22 protein-coding genes are annotated in these 17,287 nt (G+C 38.5%); all 22 read left to right on the top strand.

The features are described from left to right. The 22 genes from H5S10_RS10425 (at position 1) to H5S10_RS04655 (ending at position 17,276) form a co-directional block, all read left to right on the top strand. Positions 1 to 135, top strand: coding sequence for a hypothetical protein (locus H5S10_RS10425; RefSeq protein WP_267905335.1), 135 nt, complete (start codon positions 1 to 3; stop codon positions 133 to 135). After that, on the top strand, positions 125 to 337 hold the full coding sequence (locus tag H5S10_RS04755) for a crAss001_48 related protein (protein WP_065532952.1): 213 nt from the start codon (positions 125 to 127) through the stop codon (positions 335 to 337). The genes H5S10_RS10425 and H5S10_RS04755 overlap by 11 nt, the downstream gene beginning before the upstream one ends. A gap of 157 nt (positions 338 to 494) precedes the next feature. After that, positions 495 to 968 carry an ArpU family phage packaging/lysis transcriptional regulator gene (locus H5S10_RS04750; RefSeq protein ID WP_182588908.1) on the top strand — a complete coding sequence of 158 codons (474 nt, stop codon included), beginning with the start codon at positions 495 to 497 and terminating at the stop codon, positions 966 to 968. Between the two features lie 626 nt (positions 969 to 1,594). After that, the gene (locus tag H5S10_RS04745) at positions 1,595 to 2,644 is read left to right on the top strand and encodes a hypothetical protein (RefSeq protein ID WP_182588907.1); all 1,050 of its coding nucleotides are present in this window, start codon (positions 1,595 to 1,597) and stop codon (positions 2,642 to 2,644) included. Positions 2,645 to 3,062: 418 nt separating this feature from the next. Next, positions 3,063 to 3,233: a hypothetical protein gene (locus tag H5S10_RS04740; RefSeq protein WP_003663929.1), complete on the top strand. Its 171-nt coding sequence runs from the start codon at positions 3,063 to 3,065 to the stop codon at positions 3,231 to 3,233. A gap of 56 nt (positions 3,234 to 3,289) precedes the next feature. Continuing rightward, the gene (locus H5S10_RS04735; RefSeq protein WP_182588906.1) at positions 3,290 to 4,084 is read left to right on the top strand and encodes an HNH endonuclease; all 795 of its coding nucleotides are present in this window, start codon (positions 3,290 to 3,292) and stop codon (positions 4,082 to 4,084) included. 183 nt (positions 4,085 to 4,267) lie between these two features. Next, on the top strand, positions 4,268 to 4,735 hold the full coding sequence (locus tag H5S10_RS04730; RefSeq protein WP_182588905.1) for a phage terminase small subunit P27 family: 468 nt from the start codon (positions 4,268 to 4,270) through the stop codon (positions 4,733 to 4,735). Further along, on the top strand, positions 4,732 to 6,441 hold the full coding sequence (locus tag H5S10_RS04725) for a terminase large subunit (RefSeq protein ID WP_407657687.1): 1,710 nt from the start codon (positions 4,732 to 4,734) through the stop codon (positions 6,439 to 6,441). Before H5S10_RS04730 ends, H5S10_RS04725 begins: the two co-directional genes overlap by 4 nt. Next, positions 6,422 to 6,640, top strand: a complete 219-nt coding sequence (locus H5S10_RS04720; protein ID WP_132140191.1) for a hypothetical protein — start codon at positions 6,422 to 6,424, stop codon at positions 6,638 to 6,640. Before H5S10_RS04725 ends, H5S10_RS04720 begins: the two co-directional genes overlap by 20 nt. A gap of 13 nt (positions 6,641 to 6,653) precedes the next feature. Then, a complete protein-coding gene (locus H5S10_RS04715) occupies positions 6,654 to 6,821 on the top strand; it encodes a hypothetical protein (RefSeq protein ID WP_153930672.1) in 168 nt (55 codons plus the stop codon). A gap of 1 nt (position 6,822) precedes the next feature. After that, a complete protein-coding gene (locus H5S10_RS10550) occupies positions 6,823 to 6,978 on the top strand; it encodes a DUF1056 family protein (RefSeq protein ID WP_081120407.1) in 156 nt (51 codons plus the stop codon). 6 nt (positions 6,979 to 6,984) lie between these two features. Beyond that, on the top strand, positions 6,985 to 8,244 hold the full coding sequence (locus tag H5S10_RS04705; RefSeq protein ID WP_182588903.1) for a phage portal protein: 1,260 nt from the start codon (positions 6,985 to 6,987) through the stop codon (positions 8,242 to 8,244). After that, complete coding sequence (locus H5S10_RS04700) at positions 8,183 to 8,836, top strand: HK97 family phage prohead protease (protein ID WP_152699492.1); 654 nt, start codon at positions 8,183 to 8,185, stop codon at positions 8,834 to 8,836. The genes H5S10_RS04705 and H5S10_RS04700 overlap by 62 nt, the downstream gene beginning before the upstream one ends. Further along, positions 8,837 to 9,979, top strand: a complete 1,143-nt coding sequence (locus H5S10_RS04695; RefSeq protein WP_003663713.1) for a phage major capsid protein — start codon at positions 8,837 to 8,839, stop codon at positions 9,977 to 9,979. A gap of 141 nt (positions 9,980 to 10,120) precedes the next feature. Next, positions 10,121 to 10,534 carry a head-tail connector protein gene (locus tag H5S10_RS04690; protein ID WP_182588902.1) on the top strand — a complete coding sequence of 138 codons (414 nt, stop codon included), beginning with the start codon at positions 10,121 to 10,123 and terminating at the stop codon, positions 10,532 to 10,534. Beyond that, positions 10,437 to 10,790, top strand: a complete 354-nt coding sequence (locus H5S10_RS04685; protein WP_153705146.1) for a phage head closure protein — start codon at positions 10,437 to 10,439, stop codon at positions 10,788 to 10,790. The genes H5S10_RS04690 and H5S10_RS04685 overlap by 98 nt, the downstream gene beginning before the upstream one ends. Next, on the top strand, positions 10,774 to 11,148 hold the full coding sequence (locus tag H5S10_RS04680; RefSeq protein WP_102816552.1) for an HK97-gp10 family putative phage morphogenesis protein: 375 nt from the start codon (positions 10,774 to 10,776) through the stop codon (positions 11,146 to 11,148). Before H5S10_RS04685 ends, H5S10_RS04680 begins: the two co-directional genes overlap by 17 nt. Further along, the gene (locus H5S10_RS04675) at positions 11,145 to 11,564 is read left to right on the top strand and encodes a hypothetical protein (protein ID WP_132140188.1); all 420 of its coding nucleotides are present in this window, start codon (positions 11,145 to 11,147) and stop codon (positions 11,562 to 11,564) included. The genes H5S10_RS04680 and H5S10_RS04675 overlap by 4 nt, the downstream gene beginning before the upstream one ends. Next, a complete protein-coding gene (locus H5S10_RS04670) occupies positions 11,564 to 12,193 on the top strand; it encodes a major tail protein (protein WP_182588901.1) in 630 nt (209 codons plus the stop codon). Before H5S10_RS04675 ends, H5S10_RS04670 begins: the two co-directional genes overlap by 1 nt. A gap of 52 nt (positions 12,194 to 12,245) precedes the next feature. Further along, positions 12,246 to 12,587: a phage tail assembly chaperone G gene (gene gpG, locus H5S10_RS04665; protein ID WP_152699486.1), complete on the top strand. Its 342-nt coding sequence runs from the start codon at positions 12,246 to 12,248 to the stop codon at positions 12,585 to 12,587. A gap of 8 nt (positions 12,588 to 12,595) precedes the next feature. After that, positions 12,596 to 12,766: a hypothetical protein gene (locus tag H5S10_RS04660; RefSeq protein ID WP_003670999.1), complete on the top strand. Its 171-nt coding sequence runs from the start codon at positions 12,596 to 12,598 to the stop codon at positions 12,764 to 12,766. A 16-nt stretch (positions 12,767 to 12,782) separates the two neighbouring features. Next, on the top strand, positions 12,783 to 17,276 hold the full coding sequence (locus H5S10_RS04655; protein WP_182588900.1) for a phage tail tape measure protein: 4,494 nt from the start codon (positions 12,783 to 12,785) through the stop codon (positions 17,274 to 17,276). The last annotated feature ends 11 nt before the right edge of the window (positions 17,277 to 17,287 follow it).

The following is a 17,287-nucleotide window of genomic DNA, read 5'->3' as shown; positions in this document are numbered from 1 at the left end:
ATGACGCAACTATTAATTATCGGCGCTGTCTTAATTTTTACTGTTGGTTTTATCTTAGGAACTGTCCTGTCGATAAAACAAGCAAACTTCGAGGAGCGACGAACTAATCAAGCGAGGAAATCCAATGACAAGTAAACGAAAAGTACTTCAGCAATTGGCAAAGGAGCGAAAGGATCTGTTAGGTAAGATAGATCGGCTAGCTCAATTTATTGTTAAAGAGGGACCAAAGCTTTCATCCCCATTAGAATTAACAATGCTAAATGCACAGCTAAGGTCAATGCAAGCTTATTTAGAAAGCTTGGATGCAAGAATTATTTATCTGAGGGATGAGCAATAATGAATCTTCAATCTTTTGCATTAATCTTTTCGGTAGTGTCATTGATTATTGTTCTAGTATTATCTAGATACTAAATAAAAAAGCGCACCACAGTAATGGCACGCTCCTTCAAATTATCAAACATAAATATTATATCAAAATGGGGAGAGTGCTAAAAGTGGGGCTTTTGAAAGAATTAGATGTTGACGGAACTACTGACAATGTTCGTTACTTCTTCAAGGACGAATATGCACGCTTATGTCGCTTAGTAGGTGGAGGAATCAAGCTAACATCCCCACAGATTGACGGAATGCCAAGAGCAAGTGCCGCTGGTAATTCAATGGAAAATCAAATGGTTAAAGTTGCTAATTACCATCTCTTAGTTGAGACAATCGCTCAAGCACTCAACGCATGTAGTCTTAGAAGTAGGCGAATATTAATTGCTAAGTTTATTCAGAATAAAAAAGATTGGGAAGTAGCTAATCAGATTGGCTATGAGAAAACACGCTACTATCATTACTTGAAAATTGCTTGTAGTGAGTTTGCGGATACGCTGGAAAGATATACTAGTTTGCTCGGGGATGCTGACTTACTAGAAGACCTTCATGCATACAAGGACGAAAAAAGTGAACAACGAGTGAACAAACAGTGAACTATGAGTGAACTTCAAGCCCATTTTTAAGTGCGAAAATGATATTGTCGGAAGGTTAGCGATGTAGCCTTGTGACCCCCAATTGTGTCTGAGCAAGCCTTTAACTACTCAAATTTAGGATTCTGGCTTTAAGGAAAGAGATTTCTATGCTTAATACCACACGGGATCTCTTGTTAAGCTTGAGTGTGGATCAGATGTTTGACTGACTGATGGGTCTGAGCCCCATAATCCACGTTGAGACTATCATTAACTTCAAAAATAAATTTACGGTAACGATTAAATTTGGTTTGTGCGTTTTGGAAGATCTCCTTTATCATTAAATTTACATGCTACTCTGATAGTCTCGTAGCAACCGTGCTGTGATCAGCAGAAGAGTACGTAATCTAACTCAGCGGCTAAAGGATTACCGTATGAATGGACAGCAATCGTTACAGGAGTAGGCGGAAAACTACGACCGGGTGCGGTGATTGTGTGGTCCTGATTATACTTAGGCTTCAAGGCTGTATGGGTGCAAAGCCCTACTAAGTTTTTGTCTAGAATAACGTTAGACTACATATAAATCACCTTGCAAGAGTCTGGCTAATATAGCTAGGCTTTTGTATTATATGTAATGAGGTGAAAATAAGTTGGCTTATTATTCTAGTACATTTAATACACTGCACAAACCTAAAGAATCTGAAGATTTTTACAATTTTAAAAGCGGAGATATTTATAAATTTTTGGATTTTTTGTTTTTAACTATAGATGCTAATTTGAGAGAATTTGATTACTCATTGAAAACTCCAAAGAATATTCTTATATCTTTTGGAAAAGAAGAATTTCGAGTATTTTTAGGTGATGAAAAAGCAATAGTTGAGCTCAATACAATTTCTTACGAAAAAAAGGAGCAAGAAAAATTGCCCACACTAAAAGAAGCTAATGCTATTGGAACTCGGGAATTAGGTTTTACATTTGATTGTTACTTTGATGTAAGTATTATTCAATTTAAGGAAAGCATTTCAGTTGCAAAAGAAGCATTCGATAAAAATGATATCGAAAAGTTAAAATTGTTCAATGATATTTGCGATCGTATGAGTGGGTTTTTAAAACATAATATTACTAGTATTGATGCATCAATAGGAGTTTTTGTAAATTGTTGGTTAAAGGTGAGAAATCAGATTGTTAACGAGTTTGAAAGGAAGAGTGCGATTATGAATTTTAACCCTAGATTTCAAGCAAGAGATATTGTTGTAAAGCCTAATCAAGGTTTTTACGTTTTGCCTTTTGAAAATGGACCAGAGAATGCAATGCAAGCAATAAAAGATGCAATTAGCAGTAATAACATTGATTGCGATTTAATAAGATCCGCAGACAGATTTGACCCAACTCGCGGTAATAACATTGTAGAGAATATCTGGCAAGATATTTGTGCTTCTAGCTTTATTATTGCTGATATTAGTAACCGAAATCCTAACGTTTTTTATGAACTTGGAATATGCGATACGATTGGAAAAAAAGTAATAACATTATGCAGTCAAAACAGCCTAGAAAATGATTATAACAATCGACTACCATTTGATATTGCAACACAATATACAATAATTTATGAAGAAGATTATAATGGTTATAAAAAGATGACAGAAGATGTTATACAAAGAATCAAAGCAATTTTACAAATAGATAATGGACTAAATTAAAATAAAAGCCGACAGGTCAAAGCTTGTCGGCTAAATTTATACTCAAAAAGATTTGATTTTCTATTGTTGTTTATATGTTAATAAGGTATAATGATAGATGTAGATGAGGTAAGGAGTCGCGACCTTATCAATATTCTACAGCGATCCGGCGACAGCCTTTCTATCCGGATGGAGGCGAGTTCAATGGATGAAAGAGTTTATCTGGAAACATGAGGATGCAGTTATCGTTAATGCTCTCGTAGCAATATCAGTTGCAAGTATCAACTTTGCAATTGCATATGCGATAGTAAAAAAAGCTAATCGCAAATAGCGGTTAGCCAGCAAACTCGTTTTTTCCGGATCGCAAAGGGACGAGAGGTAGCAGCTCTTGTCCTTTTGCATATACAGTATACCATATTAATGTTAGAAGGTCGATATTATGGTTAGTGAAGCACAACAAAGAGCCAAGAAAAAGTGGGACGATAAGAACAAGGATAAGAATCGGATATATCGTTACCGTTCATATGCTCGTAAGTTTATCCGTGATTTAGCTACTGATGACGACTTGAAAGAATTAGACGAACTAATACATAAAAGATTAAATGATTAAGGCGATAGCAAATGGCTACCGTCTTTTATTTTGCCCTCATACATATTAGAAAGGGGATGAGTATATTGAAACCAACCAAGCTAACCTTTATCAATGGGAAACCAACACTGGTATCCTATGACAAGGTAGTTCGCAAGGATAACGACAAAGCATATAACTTCCATCGTAATGTTGAAGAGAATGATTACGTTAAGTTCTATCACTCAACGGAATGGAAGCATAAGCGACAAGAGATACTTGAACGTGATTATGGATTGTGTCAGCGTTGTGGAATGGATGCAGAACTGGTTGACCATATCATCCCCAGCAAGGACGATTGGAGTGATCGACTTAATAATGACAATCTACAATCACTCTGTCGGGGATGTCATAAGATTAAAACGAAACGTGAATGGATGAAACATCATAAAGGATTGGAACGTTATATGAATATCAATATTATTTGTGGTTTACCTGCAAGTGGTAAGACAACATACGTAAAGCAACACATGACTGATCATGATCTTATTTATGATTATGATGAGTTAATGCATGCATTATCTGGTTTACCAATGCAACAAAGCAATCACGACATCCACGATTACATTACACTATTCTTTGATCAGATGTTACGAAAGCTAAAGGCAGAACAGACATTCAATAATGTTTGGATCATTAAGACGTTACCAGATAAGCGGATTGATACATTGCTTAGTAACTATCATCGAATCAATCATATTGTTATCATGACTGATCCAAACGTCTGTGAGGAACGATTACGTGAACGGAAAGAACAAATTTCATTTCAGAAGATTTTGAACGGCTTCCAAACAGCTGATTTTACCGGCTATCGGGTCGTCAAGAATGGATAAGCCCCCCTTCATTTTGAACGGGGGTTAGATTTTTCAAAACGCTGGAACGCACATCGACTTTTTTGCACGATAAATTCCAACAATTTTTCATTTTTAGGCCCGATACTAAAAAATCCCCAAGCTGTTAAAAGCTTGAGGATATGCGTTTCTTGATGCTTTTATCATAGCACGGAGGTGAGCTTTTTGGCAAGAAAGCAAAAATTATTATCACAGTCAACGGGCCACCTTAGAGTGGTTGAACAAGAAGCAAAATATAAGGCAGAATTTATGGCTGCTGATGGGTTACCTGAGTTACAAAAGACTCCGCCGGCACATTTAGATAAAGTGGCCAAAGCAGAATACCGGCGAATTATTAGTTCTATCGGAAAGCTGCCATTGCGTAACTTGGACCGGAGCGAACTGGAATTGTATTGTACCTGGTACAGCATTTATAAAGATGCTTCCGTTCAATTAAATAAGGAACAGTCCAAGAAAAGAAAGAACATTGCTAAAATCAATAGCGCAATTAAGACAATTGATAAAGCAACCAGGGCAATAAAGGGTCTTGCATCTGATCTTGGGCTTAATGTTAATTCGCGTCTGCAGATGAACATGCCACAAACTGACAAGGAAGAGCATCAATCCTTGCGTGATAAGTTTAGGATTTCATGATGAATTACGCTAAAGATTATGCTGAAAAGGTCGTTGCTGGCAAAATAATTGCTGGTAAAAAAGTGATTTTAGCTGCAGAAAGGTACTTAACTGATCTTAAAAAGGCGGATAATGATGACTTTGAATATTTTTATGATAATGAACGTGCCAATAAGGTTATTCAATTCATGGAAATACTTCCGGATCCAAAAACGATGCGGGCGTATCCTTTAGCAGATTTTCAACGGTTCATCATTGCAAATATGTATGGCTGGTGGAAGAAGGATAAACCATCTGAACGGCGCTTCTGGAAAGGAATGCTATCAATGGCTCGAAAGAATGGTAAGTCGATTCTTATTTCCGGAATTGCATTGTATGAGTTCTTGATGGGTAACTCACCCGAATTCTCTCGGCAAATATTTTGTACTGCTAACGACAAAAAGCAAGCTAATATCGTTTTTAATATGATTAAAAAACGCTTGAATGCTCTACGTTCTAGTGATGGTGATACAAAACGTGGAACAAAGGTTAATCGTGATTTAATCAGTAACCTTGATGATTATTCTTATGTACGTTCTCTTTCTAAGGAAACTGGAACGGTTGATGGTTTTGAACCTCATGTTGGAATCTTAGATGAATACGCTGCAAGTAAGACTACTGAAATGATGGAATTACTAGAATCCGGTCAGGCCTTACTTCATAACTCGCTTATTATGATTATTTCAACAGCCGGCTTTGACTTGAATGTTCCAATGCATACAATTGAATATCCCTATGCGACGAAGGTTTTGAAAGGTGAAATCACTGATGATACTTATTTTGCCTACATTGCTGAACAAGATAATGTATCGGAAGTTGATGATAAAAGTACCTGGATTAAATCCAATCCAATTCTGAGTGTCCCAGCTTTACAAGACCAAGTATATGGGTATTTAGCCAAGCGATGGAAAGAAGCTAAACAAAAAGGAACAAAGAATTCTGTTCTAGTTAAGAACTTTAATATGTGGCGACAAGCCGAAGAGGATAGTTATATGGATATTGATACTTGGAATGCAGCTCAAATTGATCCAATTGACATTGATGGTCAACGAGTTTGGTTTGGGATTGACGTTGGTAAATCATCTGACCTTTATGCAATTAGTTGGTTAATTCCTCAAGAGGGGTATTGGTATGCGGATTCTTATGCGTTTGTCGGTACTAAATATGGTTTGGAAGCAAAGATTAAAGCAGACCGGTTAGATTATGTCCGGTTGCAAGGGATGGGCCAGTGTGAAATTACGAAGCTTGAATCTGGAGTTATTGATGTTGAACGGGTATATGAATGGCTGGATGGCTTTGTCAGAGAACACAATCTTGATGTTCAGGCAATTTGTTATGACCCGGCACAATATGGAACCTTGTTAACTCAGATTGAAAAAGGTCATCCGGAATGGCAACAAATATCTGTCCGCCAAGGAACTTTAACCCTTTCAATGCCAACCAAGCAATTTAGGGATGATATTTTAGATAAGCGAGTTCGACATTCTGGCAATGAGATTTTAACCGGTGCGATGGCTAACGCGATCCTTAAATCAGATAACAATGGTGTCCGGATTGATAAGAACCGTTATTCAAATAAGATTGATGCTGCTGATGCATTGCTAGACGCATATGCAATTTGTTTCCGTGAAAATATTGATGATTATTTAACAGATGAGGATGTGTTTAATGATGACTTTGGTTTCTGAAAAAGATAAATTTAGCCATGATATTAAGCAACTAGATGAATATGGCAACGATAGCAACTGGACCACCTTTATCACTAAAAATGATGTGGAACACCTATTAAAAGGGAAGATCATCAATGACTGTTCAGATGGAGAATATTTCCATCCATTGGCCTTAACTAAGGAAGCAATTGACTTTATTAATGGAGTTCAAAAGTAGGAGAGTGAAAAATATGGATAAAAAGGTCTTATTCTGTGATAACAAAGAAATGATGGTCGATCTGACGCCGGTTATTAAGGAATATCAAGATCGTTTAGAACGATTGAAAAAACTTGCTCCATACATTGAAAAGTTTGGTGTTACCAAAGCAGATTTAAAATTGTTGCTTCGGGTGATGTAACATGAAATTCTGGAAACTAAATGAACCAATTCTCCTATTTTTATTAGCTTGTATCTGTTTAGCAGTTACAGGCTTTTTATTTTCCACGAAGATTGGCTTGTTGATTATCTCAATTGAATTATTCGTAATGGCTTTTATCTCTTATGAAAGGGGGTGAAGTTGAGTGTTATTCCATACCGAGAAACGCGACTGGGCACAAGATTATATCGATCAGGGAATTCTTCCTGGGTTTAGCAATATGCCATCTTATAGTGGAATAGGTGCTCTTAGAAACTCTGATGTGCTAACTGCAGTCTCTCATGTTGCTAGTAATGTGGCTCGATTTCCGATTGTCATTTTGGATGATGATAAAAATGCAGTAAAGAATATCAAAAGCGTTGATTACTTGCTGAATAAGCACCCAAACGATATGTTATCTGCTTATCATTGGCGTTTCCTAATGACTGTTAACGCCATTTTAACAGGGGATGGTTTTTCACGGATAATTCGCGACCCTCATACAAAAGCACCGTTAGAAATACAATATTTTCCACCATCGCAAACCTATATTGATGATTCTGATGTAATGAATATTAAGTACGAATTTACACCCATCAATCAAAAAGGCGGTGGTCAAACAATCGTTGTGCCGGCTGAAGATGTAATTCATTTTATGTTCTTTACCTATGATGGTATTCATGGCCGGTCGCCGTTGTTGTCTTTGGCTGATGAGATTGGCTTACAAGATGATGGGATCAAAACTTTACGGCGGTTCTTTAAGTCAGGTCTTAAAGGTGGATTGCTAAAGGCTAAGGGTAAGTTAAGTCCAGAAGCGCGACTTAAAACACGAAAAGATTTTGAATATTCTCAACGTAATAGTAATGCAGGTAGTCCCATTATTATTGATGATCGATTTGAATACTCACCAATTGAAGTTGACACTAATGTTTTGCAACTAATTAATAGCAATAACTATTCAACTGCTCAAATTGCCAAAGCGTTGCATATTCCGGCATATAAATTAGCAGTTAATAGTCCTAACCAATCGATTAAACAGTTAAATGAAGACTTTATTACTTCTGATTTACCTTATTACTTCAAACCGATTGCAAGTAACTTGGAAATGACAATGCTGACTGATCGGCAACGTCATAACTGCCACATTGAATTTGATACTCGCAAAGAAACAGGGATGTCGATGGACGATGTGCAAAAGGGAGTTACGAATAATGTTATTACTCCTAATGAAGGGCGTGTTCGAATGGGATTAGTAAAGTCTGATAACCCAGATTTGGATCGTTTCCAATCAACCTTGAACACTGTCTTTCTTGATAAAAAAGAAGAGTATCAGAAACAATCAACAGCGAAGGGAGGTGGAATCGATGACAAGCGACTTGGAAACTCGACAGTTGATGATGCCAATTCAGATGAGAGCAGCAACTGATGAAGATGATGAACCAGTAATTGAAGGTTATGCAGCCAAATACAATAAGCCATCCGAAGTTTTGGGTGGCTTTACTCGCTTTATTGAGCAAATTGCTCCAGGAGCGTTCGATGACGCTGATATGTCAAATGTAGTAGCGACGATCAATCACGATCCTAACCAGGTACTGGGACGATCAGGGGTGAACATGACTTTATCTTCTGATGCAATTGGCTTGAAATTCACTGTTAAGCCAACTGATACATCATTTGCGCGTGATTTGATCGCCAATATCAAGGCAGGCGTTATTAATCAATGCAGCTTTGCTTTTACGGTGGCCAACACAGATGAGGCCCAAGACTGGGAAGAATCTAATCAGGATGGAGTTGATTATGAACGAACCATTCGACAAATTGATCGTTTGTTCGATGTATCAGTAGTTACAACACCTGCTTATCCGGATACAGAAGTTCAGGTCGGTCAGCGTTCGATCAATATGGTTAAGCAAATGCAGAGCCAAGAAAATAGAGATGCTACTGATCAGAAACGTAAAAAGATGTTACGTGAATTAGAACGACAAGAATTATTGAAGACACTCGAAGGAGGAAATTAAATGTTTCGCGAAAAAATTAAAGAATTGCTTGCTCAAAAAGAAGGTAAGCGAGCATTAATTAACGAAAAAACTAATGAAATGCGCCAACTACTCTCAAATGAAGACGCAACTGATGAAGACTTAACACGAGCTAAGTCATTACGTTCTGAAATTGAAGCTGCTGAAAAGGAAGTTCGGAGTATTGAAGATGACCTTAAGCTTTACCGTAAAGCAGCTAAGGGTAATCCAGCTCCAGATCCTCATAAGCGTTCCCAAAATAACGAGGACGAAAATGAAGAAAAACGTAATTTCAACGCATATCTTCACCAAGAACATCGTGATGGTACTACTGGAATTACTTCTTCAGACGCAAGCGTTACTATTCCTGAATCAATCATTTACAATCCTGAAAATGAAATTAAAACAGTAACTGATCTTAGCCAATTTGTTCAAGTATTTAACGCCACAACTGCTTCTGGTAGTTATCCAATTCTTAAAAAGGCAACTGCTCAAATGCATACTGTTGAAGAACTTGCAAAGAATCCTGATCTTCAAAAACCTGAATTTCTTAAGGTAGCATGGCAAATTGAGACCTATCGTGGAGCAATTCCTATTTCACAAGAATCGATTGATGATTCAGCAATTGATTTAACTGGATTAGTTGCTCGAAACGCAAAAGAACAATCCTTAAATACAAAGAATGCGGCTATTGCTACAATTTTTAAGGGATTTTCAGCTAAGACCGTTGATGGCTCTAATGCAATCGATGACCTAAAGAAAATTTGGAATGTCGATTTAGATGTGGCTTACAATAAGATGATTATTGCCAGCCAAAGCTTCTACAACTGGCTTGATACATTGAAAGATAAGAATGGACGTTACTTACTTCAAGATAGTATTTCTAGTCCGTCTGGTAAAGCGGTCTCTGGAATCAACGTTGCTGTAATTGAAGATGACTTATTTGGAGCAAAGGGTGAAGCTCATGCCTTTGTTGGTGATCCATACCGTGCAATTATTTTAGCAAATCGAAAAGATCTCCAGGTACGGTGGGTTGATAATGATATTTATGGTCAATACCTCCAAGCGGTTCTTCGTTTAGATGTGAAGAAGGCCGATGAAAACGCTGGTTACTTTGTTACTGGTCCATCAGCAGCGTCAAAATAACGCCGTCCGACAACGGGGCGGACGTTAAACCGACTAGTGCTGATACGGTAGACACAATCAAAAAGTACTTAGATGATCATGGAATTGCCTATACTTCAACCGATACTAAGGATCAACTGTTAGCAAAGCTAGGTGAGTAGGATGGAAACAGACTACACTTTCTCGAGTGATGAACAATTCTTTGCCAATCTAAAAAACTACTGCAAAATTGACCAGGACTTTGATGATGAAATTCTTAAAATAATTGTTGATGCTGCCGCATTGATGATTGCAAGGGCAATTAAATGGGAGAGTAAGCCTGCTGACTACTCTGACGAACCGCGATTCAAAATTGCACTTATGAAGCAGGTGAAAGAAGACTTCTACGAGCGAGGAATTACTGCAGATAGTTACCGACCAGTTCTTTCATCAGGAATTGATGGCCTTATTAATCAAATAAGTAGTGAGGTGAATACCGATGAAACTACGGAACATGACGGAACGGATAACATTTTACTCAGTCCAAATGGGGATCAATCCGGAAACTCATCGACCGATCAAGGATCAGAAAGTTAAGGAATTTACCGTGTGGGCAGAAGTTCCTAAGCTGTCAGTCCGTGAATTTATCCAAAACAGTTCAAACGTGGGGTTCAGAAAAGAATCACCCACGTTTTTAATTGCCTTCAAAACTCGTAAGGAAATTCAATCGAATTGGTTAATTAACTGGCGAGGAAAATGGTATGAAATCACGGGAATGGATCCTGATTATGCAAAGCGGGATCTAACAAAAATTACCGCCCAGGAGGTTGTCCAAAATGGCAGTGACCGGTGAAGCAGAGTTAATTGCTAACTTAACTAAACTTGAAAAGACGGAAGAAAAGAAGGCACGAAAAGCAACGCGTGATGGTGCTAAAGTCTTTCAAGAGAAATTAAAAGAAGTTACTCCAGTTGCAAAGAGTGGTGATCACTCTAATATGACTCCCTTAGCTGAACATACCAAACACGGTAATTTGAAAACTAGTGATGGTGATTATTCAATGGATGTTGGTTATGACAAAGAAAAAGGTTGGATCGCTCACTTTCCCAATGCGGGAACTTCTAAACAACATCCACAGCACTTTATTGAAAAAGCACGGGCACAATCTAAAAAAGAGATACTTGCTAAATATATTGAGGACTTGAAAGTATGAAAACTCCAGAGATGCAAGTAGCCGATTATCTGACGAATGATGAGCGCTTAGTCGCAATAATGGATGAGTTGCGACAAGATAAATTATCATATGTTCCAATTTTTACTAGTACGCCTGATGATCCATTTATTAAAGCGAGTTCAGCACCGTGGATTCGGATTACTCCCATACCTGGGGATGATGCGATCTATAGTGACGATGCTCGCTTTTTTGAATACCCACGTGTACAAGTTGATTTTTGGATTCGTGAAGAGAATGATGACCGGCTAATGGACATTCAAGAACGAATATATGAAACTCTCCACAGTCATGGCTTTGAACGTTACTACAAGAATTCTTATCCGGATCCGGACTTGGATAATTGCATAATGGTTACAGCCAACTTTGAAGGGTTTGAAGAAAGGAATGATATTTAATGGGAACACCAAATGCAAAAGTTGCTAAGTTTGGGGCCTCTAATTTTGAATATGGGGTACTAGACGAGAACGAAAAGATTAAAGATACCCGAAAGATAAGCGGATTAAGTGAAGTTAAACTAGAGTTAACTAATGACTTGAAGACAATAGCAGCCGATGATGGCCCCTATTTGGTTCTTTCTGGTGGAATTACCGAAGCAAAGGAAACACTTAATCTTTATGATGTTGATACTCAAATGAAGAAAGATTTATATGGAATTGATATTCAAAATGGTACAGAAGTTTACACTAAGAACCTTATGCCAAATTATGTAGCTACTATGTTCCGGACAAAACTTTCAAACGGGAAGCATTGTTGGGTTGGTTTAACCAAGGGGATGTTCTCGTTGCCTGGTATTTCAGTTAAGACCCAGGATGGTGCTCCAGATCCAGAAGCAGATGAAATCGAAGGTAATTTTGTTCCGCGTGGGGATGCAGATACTGGAACCATCCTTTTAATCGGTCGTGAAGATAATGAAGGATTTGATTTTGCTAAATTCCATGCAATGGTCTTTGGTGAAGAAGCTCCAGTAACTGATCCAACTAATACAAAAGATACTAAGCCAGGAACTGTTGTTGATAACGGATAAATAATTAATCAGACAGAGACGAGTTAAGTGAGACGATGAGGAGGAGATAGGAATGCCATTAAAATTAAAAGTTCAACTAGAAGGTAAGGATTCCGACTATGAACGGAAACGTCCGCCAATGTTGGAGAATCTGCTAGACGCATTAAAAATTCAACGACTTGAAACTGAAATGTTTGGTGGAGATAAGGGCCCAACGGATGAGCAAAATGCTAAACGAATGGACCTCTATGCTGAATTTGCTTCACGTTTCTGGGGACAAGGTTTAACCAAAGATGACATCTTGAAAGGTGTTAGTGCTGTTGATGGTTTTAATCAAATGGTTACAGCGGTTAATTTAACACTTGGCTACAATGCGGAAGAAGATAATAAAAACAAAAAATCAGCAAAAAAATAACAATTGAGATGATTGATGATTCAATCAAGAGTCTCAGCGATTTTATTAAGAATCAAATCAGTCAAGGTTATACGTGGAATGAAATTAGTAAACTCACACTTGCTGATTTGAAGTTAATGGATTATGTCTTTGAAGAAAAACAGACAACTATTGATAAAGCATTCCCATTCTTATTCTAGGAAAGGAGGTTAAATAATGACCCAATCATTAGGGCATTTGGCAGCGACTGTTAGTTTGGATATTAATCCATTTAAAGCGGCTAATGGTGTTTTAAAAGCGCAAATTAAATCAACAGCCAATGCTTTACGTGCACAAGAAGCGGCATTGAAAGCATCCGGTGGAAGTATTAATAATATGCGTGCTGCTTATGCGACTATGAGTCAACAAATGCGCAATTATAATGCGCAACTCCAGAATGCTAAGAAAGCAATGGATGATACTACCAGGAGCGAGCAGTCACGAGCTAAGGCAGCAACTCAATATAATAAAACGTCTGCGCAAATCGAACAATTACGTGGGCGAATGCAAGCTCTCAATCGTGATATTGAATTACAGTCGAACAAGTGGACGCAACTTGCTAATCGAACCCAACATTTTGGGAACGTGGCCACCAGTGTTGGTTCTAAAGTATCAGGACTTGGCCGAGGAATGTCAGAATATCTAACGTTACCTATCGCCGCTGGGTTAACTTATTCTGCAAAGAAGCTAGTTGATTTTCAAGATCAGATGCTTAAGACTAAAAATGTTATCCGGACCTCTGGAGAATCTGCCGCAGAAACTAACTATGCCTATAAGAAGATGACCGCGGATGCACGGAAGTATTCTGACGAGTATGGTGTTAGTCAGCAAAAGATCGCTGCCGGGTATCAAGATCTAGTAAAGCGTGGTTACACATCTAAAGCAGCAATCGGAGTAATGCGGAACGAATTGAAAGCCTCCGTAGCCACCGGGGATGATTTTAATGATGTAATCAATGTTGCCTCTCAAACGATGGAATCATTTGGTTTGGCAACTGATAAAGCAGGACGTCCCATCAAGAATGCTGCAGTCATGCAACGGCGATCTACTAAGACGTTAAATGAATTAGCCTATGCTGCCGATGCAACTTCAACTGACTTCCAGTCACTAGGTGTGGGGATGTCATATGTTGGATCAACTGCTCATCAAGCAGGTTTTAGTCTCTCGGAAACTGCTAGTGCGATGGGTATTCTTTCTAATAATGGTCTGGAAGCGGACAAAGCTGGTACTGGATTACGGAAAGTAATTAATTCTTTAGTTACTCCTACCGCAAATGGTCAAAAGGCATTAGCAAGTATCAATTTAAGTACTAAGGACTTCTTAGATAAAAATGGTAAATTGAAGTCAATGTCATCCATCTTCAAGACATTAGGCGATCACATGAAGGGAATGACCGGTAAGCAAAAAAATGACATCTTCCATGCGTTATTCGGGACTACCGGTCAACAAGCTGGTGCTATTTTAACTGAAAACGCCAACCGTTTACGGGAATTAAACAAAGAAGTTCAAAATTCTGCTAAGCGTGATTATATTGGTGATCTTGCACAAAAGAACCTTAAGTCTCCTAAAGTACAGCTAGCAATTTTCAAGGAATCACTAACGAATGCTGGAATGGATATGGCTAAGTATGTTCTGCCAGCAGTGATTCCGTTAGTACAAAATATTTCCAAGCTTGCTCATGGCTTCGGAGATTTATCACCAGCTGTTCAGAAGGCAATTGTAGCAACTACCTTATTCACTGCGGGAGCTGGCCCATTGTTCTTAATTCTCGGTAAGTTGACGAGCGGTGCTGGTAAAACTGTCCTTGCTTTTGGTAAGCTTGCTGCTGGTTTAGGTCGGGCACAGACTGCGATGAAGTTAGGCGCTAGTGGCTTAGATGTTATTGGTTCAGCCTTTTCAAAATCAACGTTTCAAGCTGCAAAGTTTGGAACAACCATGACTGGTGCAGGTGGTCGGGCGGTTCAAGCTGCTAACGGTGTTGGTGCTGCGACTGTCGCTTTACAAGGTACTGGTGTGGCTGCAGGTGAAGCAGGTGCTGCTACTGCCGCGGCTGGAGTATCTTTAGGAACAGTTGCCGCCGTTGCTGGAATTGCTACTTTAGCCATTGCCGGTGGAATTACTGTTTGGGAGCTTTGGGGTAAGAAAGCTGTCGAATCATCACAACGAACGAATCGTTGGGGATCTGATGTTGGTGCAGCTGCTGATAAGGCTTTATCAAAAATGCAGTCGACTTCTCAAGGAATTCAGAACACTCTGTCAGATATGGATGTTGCTGCCTCAACTTCAACAAAGAAATTAGCTACTGATTTTGACCGTGAGTTTACTAATATTGAAAATAGTGCAAAACAACATTTTGCTAATGCCAAGAAGGCAGAAAAAGGTTTGTCTCCAGAAATATCTAAAGCTATTGACGATGAGTTAGAAAAGGAGAAAAATCAATATAATTCATATGTGAATGATGCGGATGATGCCAATCAGCGTGTTCAAACAATTCTATCTGACCACAATAAAAAAGTTTCACAATTAAATGATACTCAGCGAGTCATGTTAAAGAACAACCAGCAGGAAATGCTTAACGATGAGATGAAAATTCTTAAATTAAGTGGAAGTAAGCGTGCTAAAGCAATGGCTGTCCTTAATAACGATGTTAAGCACATGTCCATGCAACAACGCTCAACAAGAATGGGAGATATAACAAGTGAAACTGCTGAAATGGAAAATCAATACAAGAAGCAGTCTTCAATGCTTGCTAAACGCTACGGAAAAGATTCTGAACTGTATAAGGTCGGTATGCGTGCTAATAAGAAAGCATTAACAGATTACACGAATAAAGCAGCTGCTGAATATATTCGCCTGGCCCGTGCTAATGGTGAGAGTACCAAATTAATTAAGAATGACCTAAAAAGTATGGGACTTAGTTATAAGGATGGCACTGATGAGATTAAGCGGCAATCCAAAGCTGCCGAAACAAACCTACAAAGCCTAGCGGTAAATACTACTAAATTAAGTGGAAAAGCTAAAAAAGCCGCTGATATGTGGAATGACTTAGTTTTCGATCCAAAAACTGGTAAGGTTCGGACTAATGCCCAGGAGGAAGTTAACAAGGCTGTTAATTCTAAAGATCAATGGAATCAAATTAAACTTCTAGAAAAGAAAGGAAAACTAAGCACAAATGCAGAACATATGGTAGCGGCTGCTTTAATCGCAAACGGAAAATGGGATAAAATGAGCTGGCCAGAAAAAGAAGTTTGGTTACATGATAAGTTTCATAAAACAATCGTTAAAGCATTAGAAGATTCAGGACAATGGAATAATCTTGATCTTCAAACTAAAGAGGCAATTGTCAAAGCTAAAGGTAAACAAGAAATGGCCGACATTCTGCTTGAATCCGGTGCATGGAATTCCTTGTCATTGAAGCAACAGGAAGCAGTAATTACTAATAAGGCAACTAAGCCAATTTATGAAGCACTGCAAAGTTCCGGACAGTGGAATAATTTAACCTTAAAACAAAAGGAAGCGATTATTGACGCTAAGGGAACTCCACAATTAGTTGATGCGTTAGTACAGGCTGGTGTTTGGAATAGTCTTTCGTTTAAGCAACAACGTGCTTTGGTTACTACTCAAGGTGCTGGTCAATTAATGGATGCGCTCAATAAAATTGGTCGCTGGAATCAACTTAGTCCTAAACAACAGCAAGCAATCGTAAATGCTAAGGGTGACCCCGAACTACAGCAACTGATCACTGATTACGGGCTGTGGAAAGGTATGCCGGCTAGTGCTGCAAAACAAATTATTGCTGATGATAAAGCCAGTGGTAATCTAAAAGCTGCTAATGACGCACTTCAATCTTGGCGTCATGCTAATCCAGGTCAGCCTAAGAATGCTCTTGCTATTGATAATGCTAGTGGACCGATGAGGAATGCTACTGGTGGTGTCAATGTATTTGCTAATTCAAACCCAGGTAGTCCTAAAAATGCACAAGGAATTGATAGTGCTTCTGGACCTATGTATAGTGCTCGTAATGGTGTAAACACTTTTGCGGGATCAAATACGGGACCAGCAAAAATTGCAAAAGCTAACGATAAAGCTTCTGGGCCAATTAAAACAGCACTTGATGCAATCCATAATTTTATGAGTATACCTAATACTATTGAGAAAACAGTTAATGTTATTTTTCATAAATCAAAGCATGCTCAGGGAACTAATTACCATAAAGGTGGATTGATGGAAGTTAATGATCAACCTGGCCCGGTCTTTCGTGAGTTAGTTCAATTCCCAGGTGAAACACCATTTATTCCTTATGGGCGTAATGTAGTCTTTCCAGCACCACGAGGAACAAAAGTTATTCGTGCTAGTCAAACGGCAAAAATGTTTAAGCACTTACCACAATATGCTAATGGTACTGATGATGCTGTTTCTGTATTAACTAACTTCAAGCCTAATATGCAAAGCACCCAAGTTGTAAATAATTACAATAACGGTGGCCAAAGTAATAACGGAATGCAAAAAGAGATGTTAGACCGGATGGACCAGATGCTCAACCGCTTTGGGACAATGCTGGGCTTAAACGCAGCTCAACTTTCTGCAATTAAAGCCGGTGCCTTTGATAAGAACCAGTTTTATGGGATTGAAGGAACTGATCAAGCATTATTTGATAATCAGCATCTTTAGGAGGTGGTCGT

The organism is Limosilactobacillus balticus, from assembly GCF_014145615.1.
Taxonomy (GTDB): domain Bacteria; phylum Bacillota; class Bacilli; order Lactobacillales; family Lactobacillaceae; genus Limosilactobacillus; species Limosilactobacillus balticus.
This window is presented reverse-complemented; position numbering and strand designations above follow the sequence as displayed.